This is a genomic window from Saccharothrix syringae, from assembly GCF_009498035.1.
Classification (GTDB): Bacteria; Actinomycetota; Actinomycetes; order Mycobacteriales; family Pseudonocardiaceae; genus Actinosynnema; species Actinosynnema syringae.
On record NZ_CP034550.1, the window covers coordinates 3597791 to 3617635 of the forward strand.

Below are 19845 nucleotides of genomic sequence, written 5' to 3' on the forward strand. Positions count from 1 at the left end.
ATAGCTCCTCGTCTATAGAGTCCCGCCTCACTCGATAGATGGACTTCTATGGATGGGGTGGGTTGTGGACGAGTTCCCGGTGGTCGTGGTGGGTGCGGGTCCCGCTGGTCTGGCCGCGGCGGCGCACCTGCTGGAGCGCGGGCTGCGGCCGTTGGTGCTGGAAGCGGGGGCGCAGGCGGGCGCGGCGGTGGCGCAGTGGCACCACGTCCGGCTGTTCTCCCCCTGGTCGGAGCTGGTCGACCCGGCTGCCCGGCGGCTGCTGGAGGCCGCCGGCTGGAGCGCGCCGGAGGCCGACCGCCACCCGACCGGCGCGGAGTGGGCGGCGGGGTACCTGGTGCCGCTGGCCGGGGCGTTGGGCGGGCACGTCCGGCTCGGCACGCGGGTGGTCGGGGTGGCGCGGCGGGGTCGGGACCGGGTGGTGGACGCCGGGCGGGACGGCGAGCCGCTGACCGTGCACGTGGCGACCGCCGACGGGGAGGAGCGCATCACCGCCCGCGCGGTCGTCGACGCCTCGGGCACCTGGACCTCGCCCAACCCGCTGGGCGGCGACGGGCTGCCCGCGGTCGGCGAGCGCGCGGCGGCCGACCGGATCACCTACCGGGTGCCCGACCTGGCGGTGGAGGCCGAGCGGTACGCGGGCAGGCGGATCGCGATCGCCGGCAGCGGACACTCCGCGCTGACCGCCCTGGTCGCGCTGGCCGACCTCGCGGAGCGGCACCCCGGCACGCACGTCACCTGGCTGCTGCGCCGCGGCCGGGTGGGCAACGCCTTCGGCGGCGGCGAGGCCGACCAGCTCCCGGCGCGCGGCGCGCTCGGGCTCCGGGCTCGTGCGGCGGTGCGGGCCGGGCACGTGGAGGTGGTCACCGGGTTCCGCACCGCGACCGTCGAGCGCGAGGACGGGCGGGTGGTGCTGGTGTCGCAGGACGGGCACCGCCTGGACCCGGTGGACGAGGTCGTGGCGCTGACCGGGTTCCGCCCGGACCACTCGTGGCTGTCGGAGGTGCGCCTGGAGCTGGACCCGGTGCTCGGCGCCCCGGTCCGGCTGGCACCGCTGATCGACCCCAACGCGCACTCCTGCGGCAGCGTCCAGCCGCACGGGGCGAACGAGCTGCGGCAGCCCGAGCCGGGTGTCTACCTGGTCGGGATGAAGAGCTACGGCCGCGCGCCCACGTTCCTGGCGTTGACCGGCTACGAGCAGGTGCGCAGCGTGGTCGCCGAGATCGCCGGCGACCACGAGGGCGCGGCGCGGGTGGAGCTGGTGCTGCCCGAGACCGGGGTGTGCGGCGGGTCGGGGGTGTTCGACGCGCCTACCGGCGGGCAGAGCGGCGGCTGCTGCGCCCCGGCCCCGGCTTCGGCCCCGGCTTCGGTCGCGGTGCTGACGCTGTCCGCGCCGCCGGCCCGCTGAACCGGAGGCGACCTCCGCCGACGCGACCTGCCCACCCGGGATTCGCGGGACGGGAGTGGCAACGCACCCCCGCTCCGATCGGCCTCGCGACGGTGTCGGTGCTCACGCGCCCGTCCCGGCGGCCGTGCCCCGGGCGGGGACGACCTCGGCGATCAGGCCCTCGACCAGCGCCTTGATCTCGTCGCGGATCGGTCGGACGGCCTCGACGCCCTGCCCGGCCGGGTCGGTGAGCCGCCAGTCCAGGTAGCGCTTGCCGGGGAAGACCGGGCAGGCGTCGCCGCAGCCCATGGTCACGCACACGTCCGACTCCCGCACCGCCTCGGTGGTGAGCACCTTGGGGGTCTCGGCGGAGATGTCGATGCCGACCTCGCGCATCGCCTCGACCACCGCCGGGTTGACCCGGTCGGCCGGGGCCGAGCCCGCCGAGCGGACCTCCACCCCGCCACCGGCGAGGTGGGACAGCCAGGCGGCGGCCATCTGGGAGCGGCCGGCGTTGTGCACGCACACGAACAGCACCGACGGCTTGTCGGACGCGGCGGGGTCGGGTCGGGAGACGGGGTCGGTGGTGTCGGTCATCGTGTTCCTCCGCCGGTCGGCCGGGTCGGGGTGGGATCGCCGCGGTGGTCAGGCGGCGCGGACGGCGGGGACCAGGCGCTCGACCCGGTCGGCCAGGTCGCGGTAGGCGGCGTCGAAGGCGGCCCCGGTGCCGACCGCGGCCGGGTCGGGCACCGACCAGTGCAGCCGGTCGGCGGGGTCGAGTTCCTCGTGGGCGGTGTCGCACACCGCCACCACCAGGTCCTCCGGGCGCACCACCCGCCCGACGTGCCGGGGACGGGCCCGGCCCAGCGACAGGCCGTGGGCCTTGGCGGTGGCCACCGCCAGCGGGTGCACCCGCTCGGCGGGCCGCGTCCCGGCCGACGCCGCGGGCACCTCGCTGCGCACGGTCCACAGCGCCGCCGCCAGCTGCGAGCGCGCGGAGTTGCGGCTGCACACGAACACCACCCGCGACGCCCGCCGCACCCCCGAGGGCACCAGCCCGGACAGCGCCGCCGTGCGCAACCGCAGGTACGTGCGGCGGGCGTCGCCCTCCGACCGCGACCGCTCGACCAGTCCGGCCCGGTCGAGCAGCTTGACGTGGTGGGCCAGCAGGTTGCTGGGCAGCCCCAGCTCCCGCCCGACCTCGCCGGGCGAGGCGTCGCCCAGCAGCAGCCGGTCCACGATCGCCAGCCGGGCGGGCTCGCCCAGCGCGGCGTGCAGACGCGCCCGCGCCACCAGCCCGGAAGACCAGTCAGCGTTCATTGACTCAATGTTCATTGACCGTGCTGGCCGTCGTCAAGGCGAACGGCACGGGCGCCGGCGAAGGCCGTCCCTCGGCATCGCAGGTCAGGGCTTGGCCTTCTTGCCCTTGTCCGCGGGCTTGGGCTTGTCTTCCTTGACCTGGCCGGGCGCCTGCTCCCGGCCCTGGTGGCCGGGTGCGGGCGGTTGCTGCGCGACGGGGCCGCCGGGTTGTTGCACGACCGGGACCTCGACGGTCGCGGTGACGGTTTCGGTGGCCACCTCGGCGACCGGCGCGATGGTGGAGGTCGGCGGCGCGGTCGTGGCGGTGGCCGGCTGCGTGGTTTCCGCCGGCGCGGAGGTCGGTGCCACGATCCAGGCGAGGCAGGCCGCACCGACCAGGCCCGCGGCGGAGGCGACGAGCTTCCTCCTCGGCACCGTCGACCGCGACCGGGGCGCCGGGAGCGGTACGAGGTCGTCCTGGTGGAGGGTGTCGTCGGCCTCGACCTCGACGGTGGGGGAGGTGCCCGTGGCCAGCGCGTGGGCGCAGTCGTGCGCGGTCGGGCGGCGATGTGGTGACAGGGAGGTCATCAGCGTCAGCAGGCGCACCAGGTCCGCGGGCAGGTCGGCGGGGACGGCCGGTGGGCGGTGCAGCCGGGCGACGGCGGCCTCGACGTCACCGCCCTCGTACTCGCGGCGACCGGTCAGGCACTCCAGCAGCACCAGCCCGAGGGCGTAGACGTCGGCGGCGGCGCCGGTCTCGGTGCCGCGGACCTGCTCGGGCGCCAGGTAGGCGGCGGTGCCGACCATCTGCCCGGTGCGGGTGAACCGGGTGGAGCCGGTCAGGTGGGCCAGGCCGAAATCGGCGAGGTAGGGCGTGCCGGCGCGGTCGAGCAGGATGTTCGAGGGCTTGACGTCGCGGTGCACCACGCCCTGGTCGTGGACGTAGGCCAGCGCCTCCGCCAGCCGGGCGCCCAGCCGCCGCACCTCCTCCACCGGCAGCGGTCCGCGGGCGATGCGGGTGCGCAGCGTGTGCCCGTCGACCAGGCGCAGCACCAGGAATGCGCCGCGGTCGCTGCCGCCCGCGTCGTGGACCGACACCAGGCCGGGGTGCGACAGCGCGGCCAGGGTGCGCACCTCGTTGTCGAAGCGGCGCCGGTCGTCGAGGTCCGCGCTCGGCGCGAACAGCTTGACCGCCACGTCGCGGCACAGCACGGTGTCCCACGCCCGGTACACCTCGGCCATGCCGCCGAAGCCCAGCACCCCGGCCAGCTGGTAGCGGCCGGCCAGCAGATCGTCGTCGTGGGGTGGTGACACCGCCGCCCCTTCCCGGTCGCCCGACTGCGAACATTCCCAGGTGCCCCGGTGACGATGGGCGCAAACGGCCTTCCGGCGGAAGTGCCCACGACGTCGTTCACTCGTTCACAGCGTGGACCCGCGCCGCCGACCGGCGCACCCGCCACGGTGCCCGATCCGGTGGAGGTGGCGCAATGGCACGAACGGCCTCTGGGAGGGCCGACGTGGCGCCGGTCCTCCCAGAGGCGGTTCAGCGGGGGGTCAGATCGTGCCCGCCGCCACGTCGGCGAGGGTCACGCGGGACGAGTTGTAGTGCACCACCGCGTACTCCGACGGTTGTGGGGAGTTCGGGGCGGGGAAGACCTCGTCGCGGAGGGGCAGGCCGTTGTCGGCGTCGAGGGTGAGCACCGCCGAAGCGTTGCCGCCCAGGATGGCGGGGTCGGCGGTGATGGTCAGCGCGCGCCGGCCGTCGACGTCGGTCTCACCGACGGTCACCTGCTCGATGGTCGCGAGCAGCTCCAGCACACCCGCGCGGACCTCCGCGTTGGCGGCGCCGACGAACAGCGCGTACGTGGCGTTGCTCCACAGGTGGTTGTTGATGCGGTTCTCCAGCTCCTCTCCCGTCGGGCGCGGCCTGGGTGCGGGGACCTCCTTGCCGAGCCGGCGGAACGTCTCCGCGACCTCCGCCTGGGCGTCCGCCCAGGCCCTCTCCGCCTCGGCGGGGCTCAGGCCGACGCCCAGGGCGTTGTTGGCGGCGGTGATCATCGCGATCCTGGCCTGCTCCACGTCGCCGTTCGCGGCCTGGCGGGCCGCCGCCATCACCTTCGCGTCGTAGGGCTGGGCCTGGTCGTCGTTCCTGTTCACCGAGTCCGCCAGGGTCTGCGCCGAGTCGCCCTTGAAGACCTGGCCGCGGTCGGTGTAGAGGGTGTAGTAGACGTGCTGCGAGTTGTCCGGCGCGGTCTTCGTGCTGATCACCAGCGACGCGTCACCCGGCAGCGCGGCGGCGGCCTTGACCTCGGAGGCCAGCTTCACCAGCGGTGACCCGACCACCGGCGCGGCCGCCTCGGGGGAGGGACCGGCCGGAACGCCGCCGCCCGTCGTGCCCACCACCACGGCCGCGGCGACGGCCGCCGCACCCACCGCGGCGACACCGGCCCTGGGCCAGGAGAACCAGCGCCTGGGTCGCACGACCGCGGTCACGGGTTCCCCCATCGCCGTCCGCAGCGCCGCGCGAGCACGGTCGTAGGCCGCGGGACTCGGGGACGGCACATCACTCAGCTTCTTCATCAGGTCCATTTCATCCATGTGTCGCCTTCTCAGGTCGTCGGGACTTGCAGCAGCGCGGCCACTTCCGGGTCCTCTCGCAACGCCTTGCGCGCCTGGTGCAGCAGCCGGCGGGCCGTGCCCGCGGGGATGTCGAGCACCCGCCCGGCCTCCGCGACGGTCAGGTCCTCCCAGGCGACCAGGCCCAGCACCTCCCGTTCCTCCGGTTTGAGCCGGGCCAGGGCCCCGCGCAGCAGCGCCTGCGCGTCCACGCGGGCATCCACCGCCGGCCAGGGGTCCCAGTCGCCCGCCACCCGGGTCACGTCCGCCGCCCGCTCCTCGGCCGGCTCGGACCGCCAGTACCGCCGCACCCTGTTCAGCGCGACCCCGTACAGCCAGGGCCTGGCCTCGGGGTACGACAGGTCGTAGGTGGCCCGGGACTCGTAGGCGGCCACCCACACGTCACCGAGCACGTCCTCGGCGGCCTGGCGCCCCACCCTGCGCGCGAGGTAGTTCCCGATCGCCGTCTCGTGACGGCTGACCACTTCCACGAAGGCACCGGTGTCTCCGCGCAGCGATCTGCCGATCAGTTCCGCGTCTGACGCCATGAAGCTCCTCGGGTTTCGCTCCGCCCTTGCACCCCGTCTTTGCCAACGCGCGACGAAAGTGTTCAGGCCGGGCGCACCCGCTGCTCGGCGGGCCGGGTTCCGACCTCGGCAGGCCGCCGCTACACTCCGCCGGACGGGTACCGGCGAGCCGGTGCGGCTCCCGGCGGGGCTGTCGCCCGCCGCGCGCGGGTAGTTCGTCCGCGATCTCGCGTCCACGTGGAGCAGGAGTGATCGGCCGTGCCTGAATCGTGTGCCCGGGCACTGCGCGCGGCGCTCCCGCTCACGGTGGACGGGGCGTCCTGGGGCGACGACGAGGTGCTCACCCTGTCCGGCGCCGGGTGGAGCCTTGCGGCCTCCTGCGCGTGGCGGGTCGTCGGGGAGCGCCTGCGGTTCGGTTGGGAGTCCGAGGATGCCCGCGCGCTGGTGGATCGCATGGTGGGGTTGGACGTCGTGGGGTGTGAACCCCAGTCGGCGTTCTTCCCCGCGGATCCGCGGTTCCTGATGTCCGACGGGACGGCGTTGGAGTTGTTCTCGGCGCACCACCTCGAACCGTGGGTGATGACCGTCGGGGGGACGACGTTCGTGGCATCACCGTCCGCTGCGGAGTGGGTCGGGCACGCGTTCGACGTGTGACGGCCCCGTCGATCAGTGGTGAACTCGCGGAGGCAGGGGAACAACGGGGAACGGTGTCCCGGGTTCCGAGTGGGACTGCGGGTCGGGATCGGGGCGGCAGGAGACGTCGTCTTCGAACGGCCGCCGGGTCAGCCGGCCGCTGCCGCCGGGCGCGCGGGGCACCGCGGCGCCGCCCGCGCCGACGGGGACCACCGGCTTCGAGGCGTCCGACCCCCGGTCGAGGCGCCGGGGCGGGTCGGCGACGGGGAGGTGAGCACCACGCCGGACGCGTTGCCGGTGCTGCCGACCAGCGTGGTTCGCCGGCACCGCGTCGACGGCGGCTTGCGCGGACGTGCGGTTCCCACCGCCGTCCTCGGGCGGCGGCGGTGTCCCGACGAGGGCCGGGTACGTCCGGCGTTCACCCGGCACCATCGCCGCGGCGGGCGGCCAGCACCAGCACCGGCGGTCGCCGGAGGTGCTCGGCCAGCCCGGGGTGCGTCGCGACGTCCGGCACCGGCTCGTCGACGTCGGTCAGCTCCAGGCCGGCGGCGAGGAGCGCACCGATCAGCGTGCTCACCCGCCGGTGGTGCTTGCGCACGCCCTCGATGATCCAGTGCTGGGTCCGCGGGCCTTCCGCCGCGTAGTCGTCGACCGGCCACACCGTGCCGCGCTCCGTGCGCAACCACCCGGTCATGGGGTCGGCCGCCGTGCAGACGGGGTGCTCGACCGAGAAGGCGAACCACCCGCCCGGCCGCAGCCAGCGCGCGACGCGCTCCACCAACCCCCGGTAGTCGGCGACGTAGTGCAGGGCGAGGCTGCTGACGACCAGGTCCGCCGAGGACGCGGGCAGCGCGAGTTCGTCCAGGTCGGCGCGCAGCAGGCGGACCCGCGGGTGCGGGGTGGACAGCGCCAGCATCCGCCGGGACGAGTCCACCGCCAGGACGTCCGCCGCTCCCGCGTCGGCCAGCCGGCGCGCCAGGGCGCCGGTCCCGCAGCCCAGGTCGACGACCGCCGCTCCCGCCACGGGGGGCAGCACCCGTTCCAGGGCGGGGACCTCGACGGCGTCGTTGATCGCGGTGGCCGAACCCCGCAGCAGGCGGTACCCCTCGAAGAACCGGTCATCGTCGTAGAGGTCGCGTCCGGCCGTGGTCACAGGTACTTCCGGAGGTCGTCCACGTCGACCAGCGGCAGACCCCAGCGCAGCGCGACGACTTCCAGGTCGGCGGCCCTCGCCATGGTCCCGTCGGGGTTCATGACCTCGCAGCACACCCCCACCGGGGGCAGGCCGGCCGCCACGCACAGGGCTACGGTGGACTCGGTGTGGCCGCCGCGCTCGGCGAGCCCCCCGGGACGCGCGGCGAGCGGGAAGACGTGGCCCGGCCCGATGAAGTCGCCCGGTACGGCGCGCGGGTCGGCGAGGCGGCGGACGGTGGCCGCGCGCTCGGCCGCGGACACCCCGGTGCCGGTGCCGGCGGCCAGGTCCACCGGGACGTGCGCGCGGGTGCCGTGCCGGTCGCCCGGTCCGGGGATGGGACCGATCTCCAGCCGCTCCAGGACCTCGGGCGCGCACGGCACCGTCGGATGACCGCAGACCCGGGTGAGCAGGAAGGTGAACGCCTCCGGGCGCAGGTTCGCCCCCGCGAACACCACGTCGCCCTCGCCCTCCAGGTCGGGGTCCCACACCACCACCGCACCGCCGGCGGCGACCTGCGCGACGGCCTCCTGCACACCGCGCGCACCCGAGCGGCGTCCCGCCCACGGCAGCGCCGCGACCACCTCGGTCACCGCGCGTCCGGGGTCGGCGGGCCAGCGCTGCGCCAGGCGGGTGACGAGGTCGGGTTCCAGGTTCACGCGATCACCCGCCGCCAGGTCGCCGAGCGTGGTGTTCTCCACCGTGACGGGGACCAGTGCCACGGAGAAGCGGTCGCGGGACACGTCGGCGACGGTCAGGCTGACCCCGTCGACGGCGATCTGTCCTTTCGGGACGACCAGCGGGAGGAACCGCTCCGGCGGCTTGATCCACAACCGCCTGGCGGTCGTCTCGTCGTCGACCCGGACGACCTTGCCCACGGCGTCCACGTTGCCCTGCACCAGGTGACCGCCCACCCGGTCGCCCAGCGCCAGCGGCGCCTCCACGTTGACCCGCGCGCCGGGCGCGATCGAGTCCAACGTGGACCTCCGCCGGGTCTCCGGCGACAGCACCGCCGCCAGGACGCCCGAGCCCCGCTCGTCGTGGACGACGGTGAGCCCGACGCCGTTCAGGCAGATCGAACCGGGCGCGGCGGTGGCCGTCCCGGGCGCGCTGACCGCGATGCCCGCCCGGTCGACGGCCAGCACCGTGCCGACCTCGTGGATGTGTCCGGTGTACATGTGACTCCGCCTCTCGACCGCGGGAGGTCGGTCCTCCCCGCGTGCGGGAGCAGGGGCCGCGCCAACGGGCCCGAGCAGAGGCGGGGTCTCACCGCGTGGCCTCGGAATCGCACCGAGTCGTCCCGCCGTGACCGGCGGAACCGGTGGGCTCTCACCACCACACCTTGGAATCGCACCGAAACCCTTATACCACCGCCCGGCCGTCGGGATCAACGTCGCCGAAGGCCGGTGGAGGGGGCTGAAAAAGGGGGTGTCGGGCGTCCGATCGGCGGGTGGGCACTGCTCCGCGGGGGTGACTGCGATGGTCGCTCGCCGTTCCACGCCGACACCTGCGCCACCGGCCAGACCTCCGCCCCGGCCTCCGGGGCCGTACGGCGGCCAAGGGGGACTTTCGGGAAGTGTTGGGGCCAACGACCCGCAACAATTTCGGCAACGCTTGTGGCGTGGTGACCTGCACCACTAGAACTGGTCGGGCGGTGATCACGTCAGGGGGATTGCACATGCGCTCGCTCAAAATCCTGCTACCCGCGTTGACGGTGGCGGCTCTCGTCATGCCGGTCACCACGACGGCCCACGCCCAACCGGTGCCGGACTCGCCGCCGCCGTCGGGCTGGGCGATCGCCGGGGAGCGGCTGACGTGGACGGCGCCCGCCCCGATTCCGCCGGGTGGTGCGGCGGTCGAGTTCTGGGACGGTGATCGGTTGTTGGGTGTGCCGCGTCCGTCGGCCGATCTGCGCACCTATACGTTGGACGGGGTCGGGGTCGAGGACGCCGACGGGCTTCAGGTGCGGGCGTCGGACAGGCGGTTGGACGTCGAGGAGCCTGCGCCCCTGTCGACGGCGGCGATCGCGCCGTTGCCTGCGTTGCGGCCGGCCGGGGAGGTCGATCCGGGTCAGCCGGGGCCGTTCGCCACGCGTGCGGGGGAGTACGAGCTGGACCCGATCACGGTGCCGGGGTATGCGGTGCCGTTGGAGATGAAGGCGGTGGTGGTGGCGCCGGAGGGGGTGTCGGGTCGGCGTCCGTTGGCGTTGTTCCTGCACGGCAGGCACATCTCCTGCTACGACGGCACGACGCAGTTGCTGGAGTGGCCGTGTCCGGTGCCGGCGAAGCCGGTGCCCAGTCATCGTGGTTATCTCCAGGCGCAGCGGTTGTTGGCCTCGCAGGGTTATGTGACGGTGTCGATTTCGGCGAACTCGGTCAACGCGCAGGACGTGTTGGACGTGGAGGCCGGGGCGGGTGCGCGGTCGGCGTTGGTGCGGGCGCATCTGGCGAGGTGGGCGGAGTGGGCGGGTGCCGGTCGGGGTTCGGCGCCGGAGGTGGTGCGGGCCGCGCCGGTCGCGGATGTGGGCAGGGTGTTGCTGGTCGGGCACTCGCGTGGGGGCGAGGGCGTCAACCGGGCCGTGATTGACAGCCTCACGCCGCCGCCCGCGGGCAGTGGTTACGACGGTCCGGTGCGGTGGACGGTCGGGGGCACCGTGCTGATCGGTCCGACGATCTTCGGGCACAATCCGGCGCCGGATGTGCCGTCGGTGACGATCCTGCCCGGTTGCGACGGTGACGTCTCCGATCTCCAGGGTCAGTTGTTCGTGGACGCGACCCGTGGGGTGGGTCGGGGGAGTGCGTTGCACAGCGCGTTGTACGTCGTCGGCGCGAACCACAACTTCTTCAACAGCGAGTGGACGCCGGGGCAGGCGGAGGCTCCGGCGGCCGACGACTTCCGGTCGCCGCCCGAGGACGCGGTGTGTTCGCCGGGGACCGCCACCCGCCTCACCGCCGGGCAGCAGCAGACCGCGGGTGCGGTCTACATCGCGGCGGCGGCACGCCTGTTCGTGGCGGGGGATCGGCGGGTGTTGCCGCTGCTGGACGGGTCGGGTGTCCGTGCGCCCTCGGCCGACCCGGCGCGGGTGCTCGGCCACGCGGTCGGCGGCGCCCGCACCCCGTTCGTGGTGCCCGACGAGGCGACCTCGGCGGGCGGGTCGGCGGCGGTGTGCGCGCAGGTCACGGCCGATACGGCCGCGGCCTGTGTCGATCCGGCGGTGTCCCGCCCGTTGCCGCACTTCGTCCGGTTCAACCGCGTGGTGCCCGAGTCCGGCCGGTTCGCCGTGGCGTTGCGGTGGACCGCCGACGGGCAGGCCGCGACCGTCCGCCCCGGTGCGCCGGTGTCGCTGGCGGGGGCGCGGGAGTTGGCGTTGCGGTTGGCCGTGCCGCCGAACAGCACCGGCAACCGGTTCGACGTGGCCGTGACCGACGCGGCCGGGCGGCGCGCGCACCTCGGGTCGGTGACGGTGGACGGCCTGCCCGGTACCGGGCGGAACACCGCGAGCTGGGCGCAGGAGGTCCGGGTGCCTTTGCGCGGTATCGACCTGCGCCGCGTCGCCGCGCTGGAACTGACCCCGCACGGCGGTGCCGGTCAGGCGTGGCTCATCGACGCCCACGGCTGGGCACCCGGCCTGCCCGACCCGCGCCCGACCCCGCTGCCACGCGTCGACCTGGGCGCGCTGACCGTGGAGGAGGGCGACTCCGGCACGCGCACCGTCGGGTTCCCGGTCTCGGTGACCGGCGACGGCACCGCCTCGGTGCGCGTGTTCGTCCAGGACCAGGGCGCCACCACCTACACCGAGCGGCTGGTGGCGATCGAGCCGGGGCAGCACCGGGTCGAGATCCCGGTGCAGGTCACCGGCAACACCCGCTGGAGCTTCGACGCCAGGCGCACGGTGCTGGTGAAGCCCGTGCGGGGCGCGTTCGTCGGTCACTACGCGGACCGGCTTACCGTGCCCAACGACGACCCGGTGCCGAGCATCACCGCCACCCCGGTCACCGACGAGGTCTCCGAGGGCGGCACCCTGCTCTGGCAGTTGACGCTGTCCTCGCCGGCCGACTCGAACGTCACGGTCCGGGGTCTGCCGGTCGCTCCGGACGGGGTCGAGCTGTCCACCACGGACGTCGACGAGACGTGGTTCCGCCAGCGCGTCTCCCGGGAGGAACCGCTGCCCTCGCGGCCGTTGTCCACCACCGGGTTGCAGTTGGTCGCCGTCTTCCTGCCCGGTCAGGTGACCAGGGAGCTGTTCGTGCAGACGGTGGTCGACGCGGAGACCGAGCCGGTCGAGCGGGTCCGCTTCGACCTGGCGAACTCCGCGCCGGGTGCCCCCGGCATCTCGCTCGTCGGCACGGTCACCGACGGCGCGTCGGACGGGCGGTGACCGGTGGGGGTGCGGGCCTGTTCGTCCGCACCCCCGCCTTCCTCAGAAGTGCTCGTCGGTGAGTGCGGAGCGGGTCGCGTGCAACGACGCCAGGAGCTGAAGGCGGTCCGCGTCGGTGCTGTCCGGCTCGGCGGTGAAGACCAGCATGACCGGGCCGGGGTTGCCGGGTAGCGGGTAGGTGTCCCAGTCCAGGGTGATGTCGCCGACCTCGGGAACCCGGAAGGTCTTGGTGCCGCTGACCGACTCGCGCACGTCGTGCCGGGCCCACAGCCGCCGGAACTCGGCGCTGCGGATGCTCAGCTCGCCGACGATCGCGGTGGCGCGGGGGTGGGTGGGGTCGGTGGCGACGGCGGCGCGCATCATGCCGATGTAGTCCAGGGCCTGCCGCTCCCAGTCGGGGCAGCTCCGCTCGCCGGTCAGCGCGTCGTCGAACATCAGCAGGAGCATGTTGAGGCGGTCGGGCGGGTACGCGTGCGGGTCGCCCAGCAGGGCCTGCGCCATCGGGTTCCAGTCGAGCAGGTCCAGGTGCCGGCCCAGGACGACCGCCGGGGTGTCCACCACCCGCAGCAGGCGCCGGGTGCTGGTCGGCACCCGTTCCGGGGCGCGGTTCACCCGGTCGGGCATCGGTCGGCGGGCGGCGTGGGCCAGGGTGAACAGGTGTCGGCGTTCTTCGTCGTCGAGGTCGAGCGCGCCGGCGAGCGCGTCCAGGACGTCGTCGGACGGGCGCACCTCCCGGCCCTGCTCCATCCGCTGGTAGTAGTCGGTGCTCAGGCCGGCCAGCAGGGCCAGTTCCTCGCGTCGCAGGCCGGTGACCCTGCGCCGGCCGCCCGGCTCCAGGCCGACGTCGTGCGGGCGCAGCCGGCCGCGCCTGGCGCGCAGGAAGTCCCCGAGCTCGCGGGCGTACGGATGGGGGTTGCTCACGCCGTGAGTGTGCCGTGGCCCCGATCGTCGAGGGTAGGTCTCGCGGACCTAGGCAGCCGGGGACCAGCGGGCCGGCTCGGATCGCTCCTAGCGTCGTGGTCCCATCGACACCCCAGGAGCTGCAGATGACCGGATGGACCGCCGACCACATCCCCGACCAGCGCGGCCGGGTCGCCGTCGTGACCGGCGCGAACTCGGGCCTCGGCCTGGTCACCGCCACCGAGCTGGCCCGCCGCGGCGCCCACGTCGTGCTGGCCGTCCGCGACACCGCCGCCGGCGGGGAGGCCGCCCGCCGGATCGGGGGCGACGTCGAGGTGCGCGAGCTGGACCTCGCCTCCCTCGCCTCCGTGCGGGCCTTCGCGGCGGGGCTGGCCGCCGACCACCCGGTGATCGACCTGCTGGTCAACAACGCCGGCGTGGTGCTGCTCGGGCCGCGCCGCACCTCCGCCGACGGCTTCGAACTCCAGTTGGGCACCAACATGCTGGGCCACTTCGCGTTGACCGGCCTGCTGCTCGACAACCTGGCCGCGGCGCGGGAGGCCCGGGTGGTCAACCTCAGCTCGATCACGCACAAGACCGCGCACCTGGACTTCGACGACCTGATGTTCGAGCGGAACTACCGGGCAACCGCCGCCTACGGCCGGTCCAAGCTCGCCACCACCGTCTTCGGCGTCGAGCTGGACCGCCGCCTGCGCGCCGCCGGGTCGCCGGTCGTCAGCGCGCTGGCCCACCCCGGCATCACCCGCACCAACCTGACCCCGCGCGCCTGGGAGCACCGCGGCAGGCTCGGGCGGGTGGTCGCGTGGCTCGGCCTGCTGGCCACCCAGCCGGTGGAGCGGGGCGCGCTGCCGCAGTTGCGCGCCGCGACCGAACCCGGGGTGCCGGGCGGCCGGTTCTTCGGTCCGGCCGGGCTGTGGGAGACGCGGGGCCGGGTCGCCGAGGCCCGGCTCAGCCGGGAGGCCGCCGATCCGGCTGTCGGCAGGCGCCTCTGGGCGGCGGCCGAGGAGCTGACCGGCGTCAGCTACCCCTGAACCCGCGGGTACCGACCGGTCGGCCCACGCCGGCGGGTCGGATCGGTGATCGCGGTGTTGTCTCCGCGCAGCGGGGCGGGGGCGGGTTGAATTCCGTGTGGGCGCTGCTCGTCGCTGAAGTGCGCAGGTGCGTGGAGGTGGTTCTCCAATTCCTCGGAATGGGGTGGTCGGACTGGTACGGTGCCGGTCATGTCGACAACACGTGGTGACTCGAAGATCATTGATTTCGACGGGCCTCTCGCGGAGTTCTCGGCGCTCCGCGACGAAATCCAGGAAAGGGTCAAATCCCAGCAGCACCTGTTTTCGCTCCAGTTGACCCTGGCCAGTGCGGTGTTCGGTTTTTCGCTGTCCCGTCCTAATATGATCGCCCTGCTGCTGATCGTCCCGTTCAGTTCCTACCTGCTCTGCGGTCGCGTCGTGGCCCACCACTTCGGCACGTTACGGGTGGCGAAGTACATCAAGGAGGAGTTGAGCCCCAGGACGCCGGGTGGCCTGCACTGGGAGAGCTGGCTGGACCGGCAGCAGGGGAGACCTCACATGCTGGGATCGACCCTCCCGCTGCTCCTCACGTTCGTCGGGGCCGGGGCGCTCGCCCTGGCGTGGGTTTCGGGGTACGTCTTCGCCGGTGGCAACGTGGCAGTCCTCGCGCGGTGCGGCCTGGTGGCCATCTGGCTCTCCGGGCTCGTCACCACCGGGTTGTCGGCGGTGCTCGTCCTGCAGATGAGCGGTCGTCTCCCGGTGCGGGGGTGGAACCAGACCGGGCTGTCGTGAAGCCGGGGTGCCTCGTGGGGAAGTGCGGCCGGGCGTCGACGCGTGCGGGCCGAGGAGGCGCAGGCCGAGTTGACCCACCTCGGGCGCGGCACCGACGTGGTCGGTCCCCTGCTGCGCGCCTACCGCGCCTGCCCGACCCGGGGCGATCCGCCCGACTGGTCCGAGCCCGTCACCTTGCGGGACGTGCTGGTCGACCTCGGTGCCCGGAAGCCGGTCGTGCCGCGGCTGACCGCCGACCTGCGGGTCGACCCGGGCGGGAGCACGCGTCGCCGCTTGCCGGGTGCAGCACCCGGCGAGCGGCGACGCGTGGTGGGGTCACAGACAAACGCTGCCTCGGCTGCTCATGGTGAGCACGTTGCAGGCCATGAGGTCGTCCTCCGGCGCCACCTCAGCTTGCAGGAACAGGGCTTCCTCCATGCCGATCACTCCTTTCACCCGGTGTCGGTGCACCGGTGTCCCCTCGACGCGGTGCCGGGGGAGTCCGGAGGGCGTCGAGCAGGAGCCGCAGGGCGACCAGGACACCGGCTCCGCCCGACCACAGGTCGGTGGAGATCCGCTGGCCCGGCTCGCCGAGCCAGCCCGCTCCGCCCCCGTGCGGCACCGCGTACCTGAACAGGCCGCGGGCGCTGGTCAGCGCGGCGTCCACGAGCTCGGGCCGGTCGAGCCGCCTGCCCGCGTCGGCCAGCGTCGTCACCAGGCCCGCCAGCCCCGGGAACAGGCCGGGGAACACGGTGAAGCGGGCCGTGCACGCGTCCAGGCACCGCGACAGCACCTCGGTGGCGCTGAGGTCGACGTCGACGGGCACGTCGAACTCCGCGCCCGGCCGGTGCGCGAGGAAGCGGGAGAGGACCCAGGCGTACCCCGCGCTGCCCGCGAACAGGTAGGGGTAGACGCGCCGGTCGTTGCGGGCGGCGCGGAAGCCCACGCCGCCGCCCGGCAGGGGCACGGCGTAGGCGAGTTCCTCGCCCAGCAGCCGCATGCCGCGCGCGAACGGCCGGTCGTCCCCGGTGGCGCGGTGCAGGTGGTACAGGGCGAGCGCCACACCCGCCCGTCCGCCGACCAGCCCGGAGCGGGTGGACGGGCCCAGGCGGGCGGTGAGCCCGTCACCGTCCGGCACGCGTTCGAGCAGCCCCGAGGCGAGGTCCAGCCAACGCTGCTCGCCGGTGCGCCGGTGGTGGGCCAGCAACCCCAGCGCGGTGCCCGCCGCGCCGCCGCCCAACGTGCCGGAGGTGTGGTTGAGGCGATGCGCGGCTGCCCCGTCGAGCAGCTTCTCGGCCGCGTCGCCCTCGCCGAGTTCGGCCAGCACGCCCGCGATGCCCGCGCTGCCGTGGAGCAGGCCGGGCGCGGTGCTCCCGGCTGACGCCAGCGACTCGTCCCGCAGCCTCCGGACGATCGCCGGGTCGGCGGCGCGGCCCGCGCGGTGCAGCGCGTGCAGCACGCCCGCGGTGCCTGCGGCCAACGCGCGGGTGTTCGTCCGGTGCCCGAGGGGGATGGTCGGGTAGACCCGTGCCGGGTGGTCCGGTCGCGCCGCCTCCTCGATGGCGTCGGCGGTTCGCTCGGCCAGGTCGCGCAGCGCGGCGATCGGGTCCGCCCGTACGGCGGCCGGGGTGGGCAGCCGGGTGTCTCCGGCGCGTTCGTGGCAGCGCGTGGCCCAGCGCCACAGCCGCGGCTCGACGGGGGCCGTCTCGACCAGGTCCGCGTGCAGGTGGTCGAGCGCGGCCGGGTGGCGTTCGGCCACCTCGTGCAGCGGGAACACCAGGAGCAGCGCCAGCGCCGACAACCCGTACCGGTCGAGTTCCGCGGGGTCGTGCCCGGCCACCGCCGGCGGGTCCGGGTGCAGGTAGCCCGGTGTGCCCAGGTACCGCCGCACGCGGTCGGTGGGCTGCACCGCCTCGAAGTCGACCAGTCGGACGCGGTCCTCGTCGTCGACGAGGACGTTGGTGGGGCTGAGGTCGACGAACACGAAACCCAGGTCGTGCAGCGCGCGCAGGTGCGCGTCGAGCTGGTCGAGGAGTGCGAGGCAGCGCTCGTGGTACCCGGCGTACGCCGCCGCGTCCGCGTGGTCGAGCACCGCGGGGTTGTTCGTCACCATCCACCGGTACAGCGACACGCCCGGGATGAACTCGGAGACGAGGTAGCTGTGCTCCCAGTGGTGGAACAGCTCCACCGGTCGCGGGCACACGCCGGGCGCACGGGCGTGGACCTCCCGCAGCACCAGGTACTCCTCGGCCAGGCGGGTCTTCGCGTCGACGCCGTCCGCGGTGTAGCCGTTGTGCGCTCTCGCTTCCTTGACGAACACGGTGGCGCCGTCGCCGGTGCGGAACCGGTAGGCGCCACCGGCGTTGCTGTGCCGCAGCACGGAGTCGAACGTGTAGCCGTGCAGGGTGACCGGTCCGGCGGCACGCGCCGGGGTGTCCTCGCGAAACGGGTCGGACATGCCGTGCGGCAGGCGGAAGGAGGGCCCGCGCTCGTCGTCCGCGACCCGCCCGTCCGGACCGGTCATGGTCGGCACGTGGTTGCCGTCCGCGTCGACCCTGCTGCGGCCGCGGAACGCGCCGTACCGGTACGACACGCACGTGCTGTCGCCGAATCGCCGGTCGGTGAGCACGAACGGCCCGTCGATCCCGGCCAGGTCCGCCGACAGGCGCCCCATCAGCAGCCGCGCGCACTCCTCGGTGGGCGGGTAGAGGGTGCAGAACTTGCCGCTCTGCGGCCTGGCGGCGTGCTTGTCGTGCGCGACGAGGAAGGTGCGCTCGCCCGCGAGGTGCTTGAACGGCACCCCGAGTTCGGCGCACGCCAACGACACGACCGCCAGCACGGACCGCGCGTTGCGCAGGGAGCTGGACACGTGCACCTTCCAGCCCTGGTCGGGGAGGACGAGCCCGGGCGGCCCCCAGTGGGTCCACGCGCCGTCGTGCCGCCGGGTCCACCCGTCGGGCAACTGCGGGGGAAAATAGCGAACCCCGGGATCAATGGTGTCCCACTGCTCGTAATAATGTGGATCCGCGATCAGTGAAGACATGTCCACGACCATTTCATGCCCCTGTCTGTGGACGGTAGTACACCGGCGCGCGAATCAAGGATCGCAACCGGCACCGACAACGTCAAGGAACAGCTTTCGGGGAATGCGGGAACGTTCCGAGTGGTCCAACACGGTGGTAGCAACGGTGCAGCGCGGTTCCGGCGTCGAGCCCAACCGCGCGATGAAGCGCGCTCGACCGCGCCGGGGTGTTCCTAGTGCTGCATCTCGGAACGTTGACCCGTTAATCGGTCCGGTGGGCTGACGGTCCAGGCTTGTCCTCCCATGTCGAGCGGGAGGTGGTCGTGGGTCGTCGTCCGGAGGTGTTCGTCCGGCCGTTGCCCACGGAAGAAGGCCGGAAGTTGGCCAGGATCGGTCGGAGCGCGAAGGATCCGGTGCGGTTGCGTCGGGCGATCGTGGTGTTGATGTCCGCCCAAGGGCAGGCGGTGCCCGACATCACGTCGTTGATGCAAGTCAGCGGCGATTACGTGCGTGATGCACTGCTCCGTGCCCGGGAGCACGGGCGACCACCCAGGCGACGCACGGCTCGCACAGCAGGGAGTCGGCTGCGGCATAGTCGCCGGAGGAGCAGCGCGGCAAGGCGCAGAGGCTCGCCAGATCTCCAAGTGCAGCGATCGAGTGGCGGGTATCGCTCGTTCGGCGGCTCGGGGACGGCACCTGCGAACGGCACGCTGGGGGCATGACCTCGAACTCGGATGACGAGCGGCTGTTGATCCAGCGCATCCAGCGCGATCGGATCGCCTTCGGCTTGGCCATCGGCGTCATGGCACTCGGAGCGGCGATGAGCGTGGTGGGCCTCGTGGGTGTTTTCGTCGACGGCCTGGGCGAATCGGGGTTCGGGCGATGGCCTGCGCTGGCCGCTGTGGGATCGTTCATCACCCTTGGTGCCGGATACTTGCTGATCTTCTACATGAGGAAGACCCCGCCGCCGTTCGCGCGGCGTGATGACGCAGCCGACGTGGAGGATTCTCAGCAGTCGGGTCAGCGTGCCCGGTCGAAGAACCTGGTCCATCGAGTCGGGAAGGCGTTCATGACTGTCGCCAGCGTGATGGCAATCGCGGCTTGCACAGGCTTCTTCGCCCGCGTGGTCATCACTGGGGACAGCACAGACGTCTGGTCTTGGGTTCCGGCGCTCATGGTCGTAGCGGTCCCTGTCATGATCGCTGGTGGAGTGCTGAGAAACCTCGGCGACTAGTGGCGTGTCGCTGCTTAGTTGTGGTGCTTGTGGCTGAGAGGCTGTTGTCCGGCAGGTCCTTCTCCCTGCCGGACAAGGACTGTTGACATGGCGTCCCAGTTGAAGCGGCCGGTCAGGTTGTCGGCGCGGGATCGTGAGGCGTTGATCCGGCTGATCACCACGGGTGTGCATCCGGCGTCGTCGATCAGGCGGGCCCAGGTCCTGCTCGAGCTGGACGCCTCGGTGGGCGAGCCGGACCCGAAGGAGGTGATCGCGGCCCGCCTCGGGGTTTCGGGTGAGATGCTGCGGCTGGTCGCCAAGCGGTTCGCCGAGACCGGTGGCGATGCGTTGGCCACGGTGTCACGCAGGAAGCGGGACCTCCCACCGGTGCCGTCCCCGGTGACCGGCGAGGTGGAGGCCCGGCTGATCGCGCTGGCGTGCTCGGCGCCGCCGGCGGGGTATGCCCGGTGGTCGTTGCGGCTGCTGGAGAAGCACGTCGAGCTCACCGAGGGCATCCCGAACCTGGACCACTCGACCATCGGCCGGGTTGTGAAAAAACGGAACTGCGTCCTCATCTGAGGAAGTGCTGGAACATCCCGCCGCGGGCGAACGCGGAGTTCGCCGCCCGCATGGAGGACGTGCTCGCCGTCTACGCCCGGCCGCGCGACCCCGCCCGTCCGGTGGTGTGCATGGACGAGAAACCCGTCCAGTTCCTCGGCCAGGTCCGCGACCCGCTGCCGGCCCGGCCGGGCCGCGACGCCCGCCTCGCCGCCTGGCAACACGCCATCAACACCGAACAGCGTCAGGTCCGCTGGCAGTTCACCACCGACGACGCACGCGCCAAACTCCGCCACCTCTACCCCAAGAATTAGCCGCGAC

The 19845-nt window shown here is 73.4% G+C and carries 17 protein-coding genes; 8 read left to right on the plus strand and 9 right to left on the minus strand.

Going from position 1 to position 19845, the window contains the following annotated elements; all coding sequences use genetic code 11:
- The first annotated feature begins 64 nt into the window (after positions 1-64).
- Positions 65-1405 (plus strand): FAD-dependent oxidoreductase, encoded by a 1341-nt coding sequence (locus EKG83_RS16000; RefSeq protein ID WP_033431224.1) that lies wholly within the window; start codon positions 65-67, stop codon positions 1403-1405.
- A gap of 102 nt (positions 1406-1507) precedes the next feature.
- Here the strand turns inward: EKG83_RS16000 and EKG83_RS16005 are convergent, their stop codons facing one another.
- From EKG83_RS16005 to EKG83_RS16025, 5 genes are all read right to left on the minus strand, one after another.
- Positions 1508-1981, minus strand: coding sequence for an arsenate reductase ArsC (locus EKG83_RS16005; protein WP_051765822.1), 474 nt, complete (start codon positions 1979-1981; stop codon positions 1508-1510).
- A gap of 48 nt (positions 1982-2029) precedes the next feature.
- Positions 2030-2704 carry an arsenate reductase/protein-tyrosine-phosphatase family protein gene (locus EKG83_RS16010; RefSeq protein WP_033431223.1) on the minus strand — a complete coding sequence of 225 codons (675 nt, stop codon included), beginning with the start codon at positions 2702-2704 and terminating at the stop codon, positions 2030-2032.
- 84 nt (positions 2705-2788) lie between these two features.
- A complete protein-coding gene (locus EKG83_RS16015) occupies positions 2789-3997 on the minus strand; it encodes a serine/threonine-protein kinase (RefSeq protein WP_051765820.1) in 1209 nt (402 codons plus the stop codon).
- A 240-nt stretch (positions 3998-4237) separates the two neighbouring features.
- The gene (locus EKG83_RS16020) at positions 4238-5281 is read right to left on the minus strand and encodes a hypothetical protein (protein WP_228122635.1); all 1044 of its coding nucleotides are present in this window, start codon (positions 5279-5281) and stop codon (positions 4238-4240) included.
- A gap of 11 nt (positions 5282-5292) precedes the next feature.
- Positions 5293-5847 (minus strand): RNA polymerase sigma factor, encoded by a 555-nt coding sequence (locus tag EKG83_RS16025; RefSeq protein ID WP_033431221.1) that lies wholly within the window; start codon positions 5845-5847, stop codon positions 5293-5295.
- Between the two features lie 237 nt (positions 5848-6084).
- On the opposite strand from EKG83_RS16025, the gene EKG83_RS16030 reads away from it, so the two are divergent.
- Positions 6085-6480: a hypothetical protein gene (locus EKG83_RS16030; RefSeq protein ID WP_033431220.1), complete on the plus strand. Its 396-nt coding sequence runs from the start codon at positions 6085-6087 to the stop codon at positions 6478-6480.
- 397 nt (positions 6481-6877) lie between these two features.
- On the opposite strand, the gene EKG83_RS16035 is transcribed toward EKG83_RS16030, so the two are convergent.
- Positions 6878-7612, minus strand: a complete 735-nt coding sequence (locus tag EKG83_RS16035; RefSeq protein WP_033431219.1) for a class I SAM-dependent methyltransferase — start codon at positions 7610-7612, stop codon at positions 6878-6880.
- Entirely contained in the window at positions 7609-8829 is a 1221-nt protein-coding gene (locus tag EKG83_RS16040; RefSeq protein ID WP_033431218.1) for a riboflavin synthase, read from the minus strand. The genes EKG83_RS16035 and EKG83_RS16040 overlap by 4 nt, the downstream gene beginning before the upstream one ends.
- A 500-nt stretch (positions 8830-9329) precedes the next feature.
- Here EKG83_RS16040 and EKG83_RS16045 point away from each other — a divergent pair, with 500 nt between their 5' ends.
- Entirely contained in the window at positions 9330-12029 is a 2700-nt protein-coding gene (locus tag EKG83_RS16045) for a hypothetical protein (RefSeq protein WP_228122636.1), read from the plus strand.
- A 42-nt stretch (positions 12030-12071) separates the two neighbouring features.
- Here EKG83_RS16045 and EKG83_RS16050 read toward each other — a convergent pair whose 3' ends face one another.
- On the minus strand, positions 12072-12950 hold the full coding sequence (locus EKG83_RS16050; protein ID WP_033431031.1) for a helix-turn-helix transcriptional regulator: 879 nt from the start codon (positions 12948-12950) through the stop codon (positions 12072-12074).
- 125 nt (positions 12951-13075) lie between these two features.
- On the opposite strand from EKG83_RS16050, the gene EKG83_RS16055 reads away from it, so the two are divergent.
- Positions 13076-13981 carry an oxidoreductase gene (locus EKG83_RS16055; protein ID WP_033431030.1) on the plus strand — a complete coding sequence of 302 codons (906 nt, stop codon included), beginning with the start codon at positions 13076-13078 and terminating at the stop codon, positions 13979-13981.
- Positions 13982-14170: 189 nt separating this feature from the next.
- Positions 14171-14752 (plus strand): hypothetical protein, encoded by a 582-nt coding sequence (locus EKG83_RS16060; protein WP_153278152.1) that lies wholly within the window; start codon positions 14171-14173, stop codon positions 14750-14752.
- Between the two features lie 388 nt (positions 14753-15140).
- On the opposite strand, the gene lanKC is transcribed toward EKG83_RS16060, so the two are convergent.
- The gene (gene lanKC / locus EKG83_RS16065; protein ID WP_084716383.1) at positions 15141-17786 is read right to left on the minus strand and encodes a class III lanthionine synthetase LanKC; all 2646 of its coding nucleotides are present in this window, start codon (positions 17784-17786) and stop codon (positions 15141-15143) included.
- Between the two features lie 685 nt (positions 17787-18471).
- On the opposite strand from lanKC, the gene EKG83_RS16070 reads away from it, so the two are divergent.
- The 3 genes from EKG83_RS16070 (at position 18472) to EKG83_RS16080 (ending at position 19838) form a co-directional block, all read left to right on the plus strand.
- Positions 18472-18987, plus strand: a complete 516-nt coding sequence (locus EKG83_RS16070) for a hypothetical protein (protein WP_033431028.1) — start codon at positions 18472-18474, stop codon at positions 18985-18987.
- 87 nt (positions 18988-19074) lie between these two features.
- Positions 19075-19545: a helix-turn-helix domain-containing protein gene (locus tag EKG83_RS16075; protein WP_194283025.1), complete on the plus strand. Its 471-nt coding sequence runs from the start codon at positions 19075-19077 to the stop codon at positions 19543-19545.
- 50 nt (positions 19546-19595) lie between these two features.
- On the plus strand, positions 19596-19838 hold the full coding sequence (locus EKG83_RS16080) for a hypothetical protein (protein WP_051765732.1): 243 nt from the start codon (positions 19596-19598) through the stop codon (positions 19836-19838).
- Positions 19839-19845: the final 7 nt, after the last annotated feature.